We start from the raw sequence: 14,390 nt of genomic DNA on the forward strand, positions 1-14,390 counted from the left end.
TCATCGCGATTTTACATGAAGGCATTCACACCGTTGACCTTTATGTGGTGTCGATGCGGTGATAACGATACGGTGATGCCGATGCACCGTTGGTACACCCTGCAGCAAATACAATGGCAGGAAGAGCTCCTGAGCAATACACCTCTCGACATTATCCTATCTGCAACATCGACACGAATGAAGGTGCAGAACAGCAAAGAGCTCGCGTAAAATAGTGGATCTATTTTTGCCTTACAGAGGCATCATTATTCACCGGAATCAGCAATGAACAAACATCGCCGTCTTCGCTCTACCCTTACCCTTTTTTCTCCGGTTTTGGCAGCACTTGTCATCAACTCAGGGGTCGCCCTCAGTGGCATGGCCGCCAATGTACCCGCATCCACACCAGCCACATCTAACGTGAATGCCAAGTCACAGGCAGATAGCCGGCAACTGCTCAAATTAGCTGATTACTATTACGATCAGCAGGCCGCATTCGAGCCAATTTCAGCGACCTACATTGGCGACAATCGCTATGACGATCGACTTCCTTTGACACTCAACCCGTTAATCAAAGCGAAACATACGGCCGTCTTAACACATATCGCGCAACAACTCATCCGCATCCATCGCGACAACCTGTCCGAAAACGATCAGGTCACTTACGATTGCCTGAAATACGAGTTGGACGCAGCGCTGAAGATGGCAAAATTTGACGATATTCTGTTGCCAATCAATCAAATGGACAGCATTCCGGTGACATTGGCACAATTTGCCAGTGGTCAAAGTGCCCAATCGCTCACCACAGTGGCGAATTATGAGGCTTACCTGAACCGTCTCAAGCTGCTACCCGCATGGTTAAAACAAGCAACGATCAACATGCGTACCGGCATGCGACGCGGCATCGTCTTACCCAAAGCATTGGTAATCTCCACACTGCCACAATATAAAGATTTGCTCGCCGATAAAGCAGAAGATCAGGCGTACTACCAGCCAATCAAGAATTTCCCGAGCACGTTTTCTGATAAAGACAAGAGTCGCCTGACGAAAGCGTATCGTGATGTCATTCAACAGACCACTTTGCCAGCGCTGCGTGAGTTTAATCAATTCCTCAATAAAGAGTATCTACCAGCAAGCCGCACCACGACTGGCTGGGGCGCGCTGCCCAATGGACAAGAGTGGTACAAAGCATGGGTGCAGGATCAGACAACGACACAATTAACCCCCGAGCAAATTCACGCTATCGGTCTGAAAGAAGTGGCACGCATTCAAGGTGAATATGCAACTCTGGGACCACGCCTTGGCTACACCGGTGATCCAAAGGGCTTGCCAGCCTGGATGGAACAACAAACCCAATACCGCCCTTTTAAAACAGAAAAAGAAGTTCTCGATGCCTATCGCGTGATCGATGCACAAATACGCCAAAAATTACCTGAGCTGTTTGGACGCATTCCAAAAGCACCGCTCGATATTCGTCCAGAGCCAGAAATCAGTCGTGCGACCGCATCGGATCACTACTCTGCGCCTGCGATTGATGGCTCGCGTCCCGGCGTATTCTGGGCAGTGATCAATAATCCTGCCGATTATGCAACAACGGGCATGAAGACCTTGTTTTTACACGAAGGTCAGCCTGGACACCATTTCCACTTAGCGACCTTACAAGAATTGGATGTACCTCGGTTCCGTAAAGTAGGCGGCAACAATGCGTACACCGAAGGGTGGGCGCTCTACGCAGAGACGCTGGGCACAGATATGGGACTATTCCAAAACGATCCGTCTGCCTATTATGGTCATCTGAGTGACGAAATGCTCCGTGCAACGCGCCTCGTGGTCGATACAGGGATGCATGCGAAGGGCTGGACACGCGAGCAAGGCATTCAATATTTGCAAGAGACGCTTGGTTACAGCGAAGCTTCCTCACGCCAATGTATTGAACGCTATATGGCGTGGCCAGGACAAGCACTCGGCTATAAGATTGGCTCTTTGAAAATTCAAGAGATACGCCGTAAAGCCGAAGCAGCACTGGGTGACAAGTTCGATTTACGCCACTTCCATGATGCTATTTTAAGTGATGGAACACTCCCTTTATCGCTACTTGAAGCTAAAATGCTCAAATGGATTTCGGTGCAACAAACGGCAAAATAGTCACGGGGTTCATGTTTATCACAGAGCGCGATTGACCTGAAGAGATAAGTCGCGCAAAATGATTTGCTGCAAGTTCCGAATTAACCTAAAGTGTGCTGTTCCTATTTGGCGATAAGCTGCAGTTAATAGGTTGGCAAGGTCGAAAGTAATCGACCTGCCACCAAGTACCAGCCAAGCTCTTTGACTCAGCGCCGCGACCATATCAACACTCAATGATTGACCTTTGCGATGAACAGAACTAAAGCGCTCAAGAACATCGTCGAACAGGCAAACCGTGGGGATCTCGTGTTCCCCACCAATGTGGCTGCCTCGTTAAAAATTCAACAAGTATTAGATGATCCCGACTGTGCGGTAGATATTGTCACAAAGCTCATCATGAATGAGCCACTGCTCGCCGCGCGCGTGGTCGCCATCGCCAACTCGGCCGCTTTTAACCGGGGCAGCGACATTACCAATGTGAAAGCAGCGATCAATCGACTGGGATTCCGCTCTTTACGCACAGTCGTTGCTTCAGTGATCGTGCGCCAACTCGCTGGGACAAGCAAAGACCCCCATATTCGCAGTATGACCAATAAGTTGTGGGAACATACCGCACAAGTTGCGGCCCTTGCCCAGGTCATTGCTCGACGCATCACAAAACTCGACGCGGATACGGCGATGTTTGCAGGTATTGTGCATGAGGTCGGCAACTTCTATTTGATGTCTCGCGCAGAGGAATTCCCTGCGCTATTACACCCAGAAGGCGTCCACGATGTTGACGATAATTTGCCAGCCTTCGCCGACACGATTATCGATCTAGAATCAAGTGAGGCAGTGATCGGACGGGCTGTGATTCAAAATCTACATTTACCTACACCTGTCACCCAAGCCCTCGAAGCGATGTGGTTCGGTCTACGCGCGATGCCACCAGAAACGCTTGGCGATACGATTTTATTGGCCAACGAGTTAGCCAGCACCCATTCGCCGCTCGATTTTAATTCTTACGCAGAATCTGAACGATTTAGTTCCGAAATCGATTTTGTGGTTGGTGATGGGACGCTCAACAGCATCCTCGAAGAATCGGAAGAAGAACTACGCTCTCTGACAGCCGCATTGATGAGCTAACTACAGGTAGATCAAGCGCCACTCCGACAAAAAGCCCAACTTTGGTAAGGGTATTCTTTCAGATGTCATTATTGACAGATATGATATGAGAGAGACAACGCCGCACGTCGAGCGTATTACTGTCTTCTCACTCCGTCACATCATCGATATACGAAAGTAGAAATACCATGAAAATTGTCGCTTTTGCAGCATCGAATAGCCGTCAATCGATCAACAAAAAACTCGTCACCCATGCTGCCAGCCTGATCCACGGCGCAGAGGTTGAGATTTTAGATTTGAATGATTTTGCCGCGCCAATCTATAGCCAAGATCATGAGACAGAGCATGGTCATCCAGAACAAGCCAAACAATTTCTCGACAAAATCAACGGTGCAGATGCGATTTTGATTTCGTTTGCCGAACATAATGGCTCTTACACCGCCGCTTATAAGAGCCTTTTTGATTGGTCATCGCGTATCCAACAAAAAGTATTTAATGGCAAAGCGGTCATCGCACTCGCGACATCCCCAGGACCAGGCGGTGCAAAAACGGTATTGCAAGCGGCAACGACGTCGCTTCCGTACTTTGGAGCGACTGTCAAAGCAAGTTTGTCGATCCCGTCATTTCATAGCAATTTCGACGTTGCTACCGGCGAATTAAGCAATCCAGACTTGAAACAACAACTTCAAGCTGCTGTTTCCACGTTGACTGCTTAATCAAGCATTGTTGAGCACAGAGCGATCTACGGATTATCGTAACGAGATCTGTAGATCGCTTACATCGGCGTTGAAAGATTAAAAGCTATCGCCAGGGATTCGTACCCAGCCTTCCATCAGGACACGAGCACTACGACTCATGATGGCTTTTTTTACCACCCATTCACCATCCACTTGCGTCGCTTCGGCACCAACACGTAAGGTACCGGACGGATGACCAAAACGCACCGCTGAACGCTCACCGCCGCCAGCAGCAATATTGACCAGCGTACCGGGAATCGCCGCAGCAGTACCAATCGCCACCGCCGCTGTGCCCATCATTGCGTGATGTAATTTACCCATGGACATCGCTCTCACCAACAGGTCAATATCCTTGCCGACAACTGCTTTGCCACTCGACGATACATAATCAGCAGGTGGAGCAACAAAAGCGACTTTCGGTGTGTGCTGACGTTTCGCTGCCTCATCAGTATGCTTGATCAAGCCCATCCGCACTGCGCCGTGAGCACGAATCGTTTCAAACATCGCCAATGCTTTTGCATCGCCGTTGATGGCCTCTTGCAGCTCTGTTCCTTGGTAACCGATCGCCACGGCATTAACAAAAATCGTCGGAATACCAGCGTTGATCATCGTTGCTTTTAAGGTACCAATCCCTGGCACCTCAAGATCATCGACCAAGTTTCCGGTCGGGAACATCGAACCACCAGCACCCTCTTCGTCTGCCGCTGGATCCATGAACTCTAATTGCACTTCGGCGGCAGGAAACGTCACGCCATCCAGTTCAAAGTCACCTGTTTCTTGCACTTCGCCGTTGGTCACAGGTACATGCGCGATAATCGTCTTGCCAATGTTGGCTTGCCAAATACGCACAGTCGCGATACCGTTTTGTGGAATGCGCGCGGCGTCAACCAAGCCTGCACTGATCGCAAAGGAGCCAACTGCCGCAGACAAATTACCGCAGTTACCACTCCAGTCAACAAACGCTTTATCAATCGCCACCTGGCCAAATAAGTAATCAACGTCATGATCCGGCTGTGTACTTGTCGACAGAATCACCGTCTTGCTTGTTGACGACGTTGCACCACCCATGCCGTCAATTTGCTTACCGTAAGGATCAGGGCTACCAATCACGCGTAACAAAATGGCGTCACGTGCAGCACCTGGGACTTGTGCTGCTGGTGGAAGATCCTGCAAACGGAAAAAAACGCCCTTACTGGTTCCGCCGCGAATATACGTTGCGGGAATTTTAATCTGAGCTTGATGAGCCATTGTAATCTTTCGTTTTATCTCATTACACTGAGACCTAAAAACTATCAACCTATATGGCGCAATCTCTGTTGATCAATTATCCAGCAGGCAATGAAGCCTGCATCTGTACCAGAAAGAGATTGCGACCATGCAAAAATAATTATGCGGCCTTCGTTGATTCTAAGAAGTCTTGTGCAAAACGTTGCAATACGCCGCCAGCTTCATAGATGGATGCTTCTTCTGCGGTATCGAGACGGCACGTCATTGGCACTTCAACCCGTTCACCGTTCTTGCGATGGATGACCAAGGTCAGGTCTTGACGTGGTCGGCGTTCACCAACCACATCATAGGTTTCTGTACCGTCGAGTTGCAAGGTTAAACGGTTGACGCCTGGTTTGAATTCGAGCGGCAAGACACCCATGCCAATCAAATTCGTACGATGGATACGCTCAAAGCCTTCTGCCGCAATCACCTCAACGCCCGCCAGACGTACGCCTTTAGCCGCCCAGTCACGAGAAGATCCCTGACCGTAATCAGCGCCAGCAACGATAATCAAAGGCTGTTTACGTTCCATGTAGGTCTCAATGGCTTCCCACATACGTGTGACTTTGCCTTCAGGTTCAATGCGCGCTAACGAGCCTGCCTTCACCTTACCATCCGCATCACGCACCATTTCATTTTTCAATGTGGGGTTTGCAAACGTTGCACGCTGCGCTGTTAAATGGTCGCCACGGTGGGTCGCATAGGAATTGAAGTCTTCCTCTGGCAATCCCATTTTCGCCAGATATTCGCCTGCTGCACTATCGAGCATAATAGCGTTCGATGGTGACAAATGGTCCGTCGTGATATTGTCGCCCAACACTGCTAACGGACGCATGCCCTTCATCGTGCGTTCACCTGCCAATGCACCTTCCCAATATGGAGGACGACGGATATACGTCGTTTGTGGACGCCAGTCGTACAACGGGCTCACTGAATTGGCTTGCGCAGCTTGAATCGCAAACATAGGCTCATACACTTTACGGAACATTTCAGGCTTGACGCTGGACTTCACAATGGCGTCAATTTCTTCGTCTGCAGGCCAAATATCTTTGAGTCGAATCTCTTTGCCATCGACCACGGCCAGCACGTCTTTTTCAATATCAAAACGAATTGTTCCTGCGATCGCATAAGCAACCACTAACGGTGGCGATGCCAAGAACGCCTGTTTTGCGTACGGATGAATACGTCCATCAAAGTTACGATTACCCGATAAAACAGCCGTCGCGTAGAGATCACGATCAATAATTTCTTGCTGAATGACTGGATCGAGCGCACCTGACATGCCGTTACAAGAAGTACACGCATAAGCAACGACGCCAAATCCGAGTTTTTCCAGATCAGTCATGAGACCAGCTTCTTCCAGATACATCGTGACTGCCTTCGAGCCTGGCGCGAGGGAAGATTTTACCCATGGTTTACGCGTCAAACCCAGACGATTGGCGTTACGCGCCAACAACGCTGCCGCAATCACATTGCGTGGGTTAGAGGTGTTTGTACAGCTCGTGATCGCCGCGATAATGACTGCACCGTCAGGCATTTGACCAGGCACATCGGTCCACGCACCAGCGATTCCTTTCGCCGCCAGATCGGTCGTTGCAACCCGTGCATGTGGGTTAGAAGGACCAGCCATGTTACGAACAACTGTCGATAAATCGAACTTCAAGACCCGCTCATACTCAGCATGAACAAGCGTATCCGACCATAAACCAGCCGTCTTGGCATAGGTTTCCACCAATGCCACTTGCGCATCTTCGCGTCCGGTCAATTTCAGGTAATCGATCGTTTGCTGATCAATACTGAACATCGCCGCTGTTGCGCCGTATTCTGGTGCCATATTGGAAATCGTAGCGCGATCGCCAAGTGTCAATGCTGCAGCACCAACACCATAAAATTCTAGATATGCTCCAACGACTTTTGATTTACGCAAAAACTCTGTCAGCGCCAATACGACGTCTGTCGCCGTAATGCCAGGTTGTGGCTTGCCACTCAATTCAACGCCAATGATATCTGGCAAACGCATCCAAGACGCGCGCCCCAACATCACGTTTTCGGCCTCAAGGCCACCCACACCAATCGCGATCACACCCAGCGCATCAACGTGCGGCGTATGGCTATCTGTTCCGACTAGAGTATCTGGAAATGCAACGCCTTGCTGCGCATGCACGACTGGGGACATCCGTTCCAGATTAATCTGATGCATGATGCCATTGCCCGGCGGGATCACGTCAACGTTTTTAAAGGCAAGCTTGGTCCAGTTGATGAAGTGGAAGCGATCTTCATTGCGACGATCTTCAATGGCACGGTTTTTTTCAAAGGCATCGGGGTCGAAGCCGCCGCACTCAACTGCCAACGAGTGATCGACGATCAATTGAACCGGCACCACCGGATTCACCTGCGCTGGATCGCCGCCCTGCTCTGCAATCGCATCGCGTAGACCTGCCAAATCCACCAACGCGGTTTGACCAAGAATATCGTGACAAACGACACGGGCTGGAAACCATGGAAAATCCAGTTCGCGCTTACGTTCAATGAGTTGTTTTAACGAATCGCTCAGTGTCGATGGATCGCAGCGACGTACCAAATTTTCTGCGAGTACGCGCGATGTGTAGGGCAGCTTATCGAAGGCACCCGCCTCGATTGCATCGACCGCCTCACGGGCATCGAAATAATCCAAGGAGGTACCTGGTAAAGACTTGCGGAATTGTGTATTCATAATATGCTCGCTCAGTATTGAGGCTACAGAGGCAATTGCCTAAGCAAAGAAAAATAATTTCTTGACACCGTAGAGCACCAAAAACAGATTGCTTCTGGCACCCCACGGTTAAGATGACATGCGATGACTTAATGAAGTTCGCTGATGAACGCGTTCTTATTTACGCTCGTTCAATGGTACAAATTTCAAATCTTCCGGACCCACATAGTTTGCACTTGGACGGATGATTTTGTTATCGATACGTTGTTCAATAATGTGTGCAGCCCAGCCAGAGGTACGTGCAATCACAAACAATGGTGTGAACATGGCCGTTGGCACACCCATCATGTGATAAGACACTGCCGAGAACCAATCCAAGTTCGGGAACATTTTTTTGATATCCCACATCACTGTTTCGAGACGCTCTGCGATATCGAACATTTTTGTCGAGCCCGCTTCTACTGACAAATGACGTGCCACTTCTTTGATCACTTTGTTACGTGGATCAGAGATTGTGTACACAGGATGACCAAAGCCGATCACCACTTCTTTGTTTTCGACGCGTTTTTTGATGTCCGCTTCTGCTTCATCTGGATTGTCGTAACGCTTCTGAATTTCAAAGGCCACCTCATTTGCGCCACCATGTTTTGGTCCGCGCAGCGCGCCAATCGCACCGGTAATTGCAGAATGCATATCCGATCCTGTGCCGGCGATGACACGACCAGTGAAGGTGGAAGCATTAAATTCGTGTTCTGCGTAAAGAATCAGGGATGTGTGCATCGCTTTTTCCCACGATTTGCTTGGTTTCGTGCCATGCAAGAGGTGCAGGAAATGACCACCGATTGAATCATCGTCCGTTTCAGTATCGATGCGTTTGCCATTGTGACTAAAGTGGTACCAGTACAGCAGCATGGAACCCAAGGATGCCATCAAGCGATCAGCGATATCACGGGCGCCAGGCACGTTATGATCGTCTTTCTCTGGCAATGTGCAGCCTAATACGGAGACGCCAGTGCGCATCACGTCCATTGGATGCGACGATGCAGGCAATGTTTCTAATGCTGCCTTGAGGTTTGCTGGCAAGCCACGCAAGGCTTTTAATTTTGTTTTGTAGGCAGACAATTCTGCAGCAGTCGGCAATTTTCCATGCACGAGTAAGTGTGCGATTTCTTCGAATTCACAGGCGTCTGCCACATCCAAAATATCGTAGCCACGGTAATGCAAATCGTTACCTGTTTTACCCACTGTACAGAGTGCGGTATTGCCAGCGGTTACGCCGGACAAAGCAACGGATTTTTTTGGCTTAAATGTGCTTGTTGTTTCGGTTGTCATCGTCTTCTCCAGATTGTATAAAACTGCTCGGTGCTGCTCCCGCGCTCTGCGCGACAGCAAGCAAACCCAAGCCAGTTACAGATTAATAAGTGGTTACGCGCTCACAGAGCCCATGGCAGCTATCCCGATGGAAGAGCGCGTCGTTCAACGTTATTTTAATTTTTGCTGCGCAAACAAAGCATCGAGCTTTTGCTCAAAGTCGTGGTAGTTGATACGCTCATACAACTCCATACGCGTTTGCATCGTATCGACCACATTTTTTTGCGTACCATCGCGACGGATCGCGGTGTAGACGTTTTCAGCTGCTTTATTCATTGCGCGGAATGCGGACAATGGATACAGAACGAGACCGACATCCGCAGATTTCAATTCTTCAACGGTGTACAAAGGCGTCGCACCAAACTCAGTGATATTGGCGAGGATAGGTACTTTGACAGCGTTGGCAAATTGCTTGTACATCTCAAGCTGTGTAATTGCCTCTGGGAAAATCATATCAGCGCCAGCTTCCACACACATCTGCGCACGCTCAATCGCTGCTTCCAGACCTTCTACAGCCAATGCATCGGTACGGGCCATGATGACGAAATTGTCGTCAGTACGCGCATCAACGGCTGCCTTGATACGGTCAACCATTTCTTGCTTGCTGACGATCTCTTTACCTGGACGGTGTCCACAACGTTTAGCGCCAACTTGGTCTTCGATGTGCATGGCGGCAGCGCCGAATTTGATCATCGATTTCACTGTGCGAGCAACATTGAACGCAGACGAGCCAAAACCGGTATCCACGTCGACCAGCAATGGCAGATCGCATACATCAGTGATACGACGAACGTCGGTTAATACATCATCCAGATTTGAAATACCCAAATCCGGCAAGCCCAACGAACCAGCGGCAACACCGCCACCTGATAAATAAATCGCTTTAAATCCGGCGCGTTTGGCCAGCAAAGCATGGTTGGCATTGATCGCGCCAACGACTTGCAACGGTGATTCTTCTTGCATCGCCTTACGGAAGGCTGCGCCTGCGGAATAATTACTCATGTCGTGGTTATCTTTCAGGTGAGTGAGGCTAGATCGCGAAGAGAAATGATCGATTACACATCGCTTCCAGTCCCGTATGTTGAACAGAATTCACTACCCATTATGCAATCAGCGTGCCAATGCGCACCAACCGTGAGGTAGATTAGCCGCACATCGATAAAAATCAAGCACTTATGCGTCAGAACTACCGCATTTCAAGTTACATTTACCTCACATTGCGCTCCATAATACGTTTCATTTGAAACGCAACATGTTTCATTACATATTCTTGAAACATTTCATGAAACATGTTGCGTGATATAAAATGCACACGCCAAGCCTCCCCCGTCAGTCACAATGAGACGCCCATGAAGCCACATAACCCGCCACGCGATCCGCAAGACAGACCTGTCATTTGGACCGTCTCCATTTCCAGATTGTTTGATATGTTTCGGGACATCATGGTGGAATACGACGCCAATGCCGACATTGTTCCTTTGCACATGGGGTTTGAAGAGGCCGTCCAGCACATCCGCGAGCGCCTGCAAACAGAACGCTGTGACGTCGTTATCGCCGCGGGGTCAAACGGCGCTTATTTGAAAAATCGCCTTCCAGTGCCGGTGGTCATTGCCAAGGCGAGCGGCTTTGATGTGATGCAGGGTTTAGCGAGAGCAAGAAAAGTCTCCTCATCTATCGGCATTATCACTTACCAAGAAACGATGCCTGAGTTGGTCGACTTTAAAACCACCTTTGGCTTTCACCTCGAACAACGCACTTATGTCACGGAAGAAGATGCCAGAGCACAAATCAGCGAACTCAAAGCCAGTGGAATTCAAGCCATCGTTGGCGCAGGCTTGATCACCGATCTCGCCGAAGAAGCAGGATTAACAGGCATCTTCATGTACTCTGCGACATCGATACGGCAATCCTTTGACAATGCACTAGAACTTGCTCGGCTCACGCAGCTCGAAACCAACCGGGGCCGCCGACACACCGCAACCGAAGCGCTACGCGCCAGACACGATTTACGCGATCTCCGAGGCGACTCTCCGGCAATGCAAGCGACACGCAGGGCAATCACGCTCTATGCACGTTCGCCTGCCACGGTGTTACTACAAGGAGAAACGGGCACAGGCAAAGAACTCGCGGCACAAGCGATACACAGAGAAAGTCCACGTGCGCGTCAACCATTCGTTGCCGTCAATTGTGGCGCGATTGCAGAGAGCCTGCTCGAATCCGAACTTTTTGGCTATGAGGAAGGCGCATTCACTGGTTCGCGACGCGGGGGACATGCGGGCTTGTTTGAAGCAGCGCATCGGGGAACGCTGTTTCTCGATGAAATAGGTGAAATGCCCCTCAGTCTACAAACGCGCTTATTGCGTGTTCTTGAAGAACGTGAAGTGGTTCGCGTCGGTGGTGTTCGACCCATTCCTGTCGACGTTCGTATCGTCAGCGCGACGCATTGTGATTTGGATACCCGAATCAAAGAAGGACGTTTCAGAGCTGATCTATTCTACCGATTAGCGGTTCTACGACTCCCTATGCCAAGCCTCCGAGAGCGGCCAGAAGATATTTTGCCACTTGCAGAGTGGACACTCAAACATGCATTAGCAAACATCGGTGCGCGTCCCCATATCAACTTGCACGCAGAGTTATCGTCTTGTCGCGATTTATTTGAACAATATCAATGGCCCGGGAATGTACGTGAATTACGCAACATGATGGAACGCCTTGGCTTATTCTTAAGCGCCGAACCACTCCAGGCGCTCACTGCAGGATTTGCGCGGAAAATTCTCCCTGAACTCAATACAAAAACAGCGGTCGCACCCCAACCCGCTGTGCAAACAAACAACGAATCCGAGGATATTTCCATAGAGCAAGTACTCAAACAGTTCGATTACAACAGGGAAGCAGCTGCTGCATTTCTAGGAATCAGCCGAACAACGCTTTGGCGAAAGCTTAAGAAACATTAATTGAACATCCTGCGTATAATTTTTGTTATACAGTAAGGTAAAATGCGGCTGGAAAGATATACATATATACAAGTGCAACAGCACCACCGTCATTGTCTACTCACGATCCAATAAAAACTCATGAAAAAACTTCTTATCGTTGATGACAGCAAAGTCTCTCGCATGGTGATCCGTGCCCACATCAAGGCAGTTCAACCCGACTGGGAAATTGTCGAAGCTGGTTGCGGCGAGGACGCGATCAAAATAACGTCCGAACAAACCATTGACTTTTGCACAATGGATATCAACATGCCGGGAATGCTGGGCACCGATGCCGCAGAGCAGATGTTGCAATCCCACCCGCATATGCGCATCGTCATTTTCTCGGCCAACGTCCAGGATACGATGCAAACCCGCGCCACGTCGCTGGGATCTATTTTTGTCGCTAAGCCAGTCACCGAAAAATCAATCGCAATTGTCACTAAATACTTTCTGAGCGAATAATGATTTCATTAACTGAACTTCATCTGGACGCATTGAGCGAAGTATTCAATGTTGGTGCCGGCAGAGCTGCAGCAAGTCTATCGGAAATCGTCGGAGATGAAGTTCGTCTTTCCGTTCCTTCGGTGGAGATTCGAAAATCTTCCGAGATCGACAGAGCAGTGATGGGTCTCGACAGTGAACGGTTTGGCGCGGTACACCAAACATTTACGGGCGCGTTTGAAGCGGAAGCAGTGTTACTGTTCACCGAAGCGCACGCACTTGAAATTGTTCGTGACATGATGGGTTCACAGATCAGTCTTGAAGATCTCGCAGAATTCGAACAAGAAGCGATGTGCGAACTGGGGAACATCATTCTTAATGCCTGCCTGTCAGCGATGGCAGACATGTTGAATATTCCTCTCAATTGTTCGCTCCCCGATTACACCGTTGCCACAGTGGAAGAAATTTTCCAGCGCGTTGGCACTTCCGAGGAAGAACCCTACCTGTTGTTGCTGCACATCGATCTCGCCATTGAGAAACGCCACTCCGAAGGCCATTTGATTTTTGTTTTGAGCTCCACCTCATTAAGAGAATTGGTCGCCCAAATTGAGCACTTCATGGGGGGAATTTGATGTCAGCAACAATGCCGCCGTCGTCACAGACGATGGAAGAAATTTTCAACGCCATCAATCTTGGATTGATCGTTGTGAATGGGCAAAAACAGGTCACTCTTTGGAATAGCTGGATTGAAAAGCACAGCGGCACATCAGCAGCAGATGCCTTAGGGAAAAATATTGGAGACGTTTTTTCAGAAGCGCCAAGTCCTGCTTTTATTAGTGCCATCACGAACACCATCAATTACGGACTTCCCGTTGTACTGTCGAATGCGCTGCACCGGTCTCCACTCGCTTTATTTGAGCGAGGCATCGAACAAACCGGAAAGCGTATTCATCAATCGATATCACTCACCCCCATCAACGTGGGATCTGAGCGTTGCTGTCTCGTTCAAGTCACGGATTCAACAACATCGATCAAACGCGAGAAAATTCTTCGAACTCACTCCGAATTACTCAAAAAAGAAGCCACAACCGATGGCTTAACCGGCATCTACAACCGCCGCTTTTTTGATGAACACTACAAAATGGCACTGGGGCAAACCTTAAGGCAAAACACAAGCCTTGCCGTCTTTATGGTGGATATCGATTTCTTTAAAGAATTTAATGACTGTTACGGCCATGTGATTGGTGATCACGCGTTGATTCAAGTCGCTAGCGTGCTGAAAAAGCAGTTACAACGCGCCAGTGATGTGGTGGCACGATTCGGCGGCGAAGAATTCGTGCTCATGCTTCCCCACATGGATCAAGAATCTGCAACGACATTCGCTGAAAAAATCCGGAAAGCAGTATGGGATTTGAACATTCCCCACGAAAAATCTCGGATTAGTGACCGTGTCAGTATCAGTATTGGATTTAGCACCGTCTCAAGCAACACCGCGATCGACCCCAAAGTACTGCTCAATACAGCCGATGCCGCCTTGTATAGTGCCAAACGGGGTGGAAGAAACCGCGCATTTTTCTTGAGCCCACCACAAGCCGACCCCGCTGGAAAAGCAAAGTCCTGATTTTTTCGTGTTACTTCTGTCAACTTCTCGGTTTTAGTATAAGCTTTTGCTATTCCTCTTCTCTTTTAAAAAGCAGA

General features: G+C 49.3%; 12 protein-coding genes. 8 read left to right on the forward strand and 4 right to left on the reverse strand.

Annotation, left to right across the window (positions count from 1 at the left end):
• The first annotated feature begins 15 nt into the window (after window positions 1-15).
• The 4 genes from ACO0K2_RS16610 (at window position 16) to ACO0K2_RS16625 (ending at window position 3,923) form a co-directional block, all read left to right on the forward strand.
• On the forward strand, window positions 16-210 hold the full coding sequence (locus ACO0K2_RS16610; protein WP_423020857.1) for a hypothetical protein: 195 nt from the start codon (window positions 16-18) through the stop codon (window positions 208-210).
• A gap of 54 nt (window positions 211-264) precedes the next feature.
• On the forward strand, window positions 265-2,124 hold the full coding sequence (locus ACO0K2_RS16615; RefSeq protein WP_423020859.1) for a DUF885 domain-containing protein: 1,860 nt from the start codon (window positions 265-267) through the stop codon (window positions 2,122-2,124).
• A gap of 228 nt (window positions 2,125-2,352) precedes the next feature.
• Window positions 2,353-3,228 carry an HDOD domain-containing protein gene (locus tag ACO0K2_RS16620; RefSeq protein WP_423020861.1) on the forward strand — a complete coding sequence of 292 codons (876 nt, stop codon included), beginning with the start codon at window positions 2,353-2,355 and terminating at the stop codon, window positions 3,226-3,228.
• A gap of 167 nt (window positions 3,229-3,395) precedes the next feature.
• Window positions 3,396-3,923, forward strand: coding sequence for an NADPH-dependent FMN reductase (locus ACO0K2_RS16625; protein WP_423020863.1), 528 nt, complete (start codon window positions 3,396-3,398; stop codon window positions 3,921-3,923).
• A 78-nt stretch (window positions 3,924-4,001) separates the two neighbouring features.
• On the opposite strand, the gene prpF is transcribed toward ACO0K2_RS16625, so the two are convergent.
• The 4 genes from prpF to prpB form a co-directional block, all read right to left on the reverse strand.
• On the reverse strand, window positions 4,002-5,192 hold the full coding sequence (gene prpF / locus ACO0K2_RS16630; protein ID WP_423020865.1) for a 2-methylaconitate cis-trans isomerase PrpF: 1,191 nt from the start codon (window positions 5,190-5,192) through the stop codon (window positions 4,002-4,004).
• Window positions 5,193-5,331: 139 nt separating this feature from the next.
• A complete protein-coding gene (gene acnD, locus ACO0K2_RS16635) occupies window positions 5,332-7,926 on the reverse strand; it encodes a Fe/S-dependent 2-methylisocitrate dehydratase AcnD (RefSeq protein ID WP_423020867.1) in 2,595 nt (864 codons plus the stop codon).
• 156 nt (window positions 7,927-8,082) lie between these two features.
• Window positions 8,083-9,237, reverse strand: coding sequence for a bifunctional 2-methylcitrate synthase/citrate synthase (gene prpC / locus ACO0K2_RS16640; RefSeq protein ID WP_423020869.1), 1,155 nt, complete (start codon window positions 9,235-9,237; stop codon window positions 8,083-8,085).
• Between the two features lie 150 nt (window positions 9,238-9,387).
• Window positions 9,388-10,278: a methylisocitrate lyase gene (gene prpB, locus ACO0K2_RS16645; protein ID WP_423020871.1), complete on the reverse strand. Its 891-nt coding sequence runs from the start codon at window positions 10,276-10,278 to the stop codon at window positions 9,388-9,390.
• Window positions 10,279-10,625: 347 nt separating this feature from the next.
• Here prpB and prpR point away from each other — a divergent pair, with 347 nt between their 5' ends.
• From prpR to ACO0K2_RS16665, 4 genes are all read left to right on the forward strand, one after another.
• Window positions 10,626-12,230: a propionate catabolism operon regulatory protein PrpR gene (prpR, locus tag ACO0K2_RS16650; RefSeq protein ID WP_423020873.1), complete on the forward strand. Its 1,605-nt coding sequence runs from the start codon at window positions 10,626-10,628 to the stop codon at window positions 12,228-12,230.
• Window positions 12,231-12,350: 120 nt separating this feature from the next.
• On the forward strand, window positions 12,351-12,713 hold the full coding sequence (locus ACO0K2_RS16655; RefSeq protein ID WP_423020875.1) for a response regulator transcription factor: 363 nt from the start codon (window positions 12,351-12,353) through the stop codon (window positions 12,711-12,713).
• Entirely contained in the window at window positions 12,713-13,324 is a 612-nt protein-coding gene (locus tag ACO0K2_RS16660; protein ID WP_423020876.1) for a chemotaxis protein CheC, read from the forward strand. The genes ACO0K2_RS16655 and ACO0K2_RS16660 overlap by 1 nt, the downstream gene beginning before the upstream one ends.
• Window positions 13,324-14,313: a diguanylate cyclase gene (locus tag ACO0K2_RS16665; protein WP_423020878.1), complete on the forward strand. Its 990-nt coding sequence runs from the start codon at window positions 13,324-13,326 to the stop codon at window positions 14,311-14,313. The genes ACO0K2_RS16660 and ACO0K2_RS16665 overlap by 1 nt, the downstream gene beginning before the upstream one ends.
• The last annotated feature ends 77 nt before the right edge of the window (window positions 14,314-14,390 follow it).

This window comes from Undibacterium sp. MH2W, from assembly GCF_049340215.1.
Classification (GTDB): domain Bacteria; phylum Pseudomonadota; class Gammaproteobacteria; order Burkholderiales; family Burkholderiaceae_D; genus Undibacterium.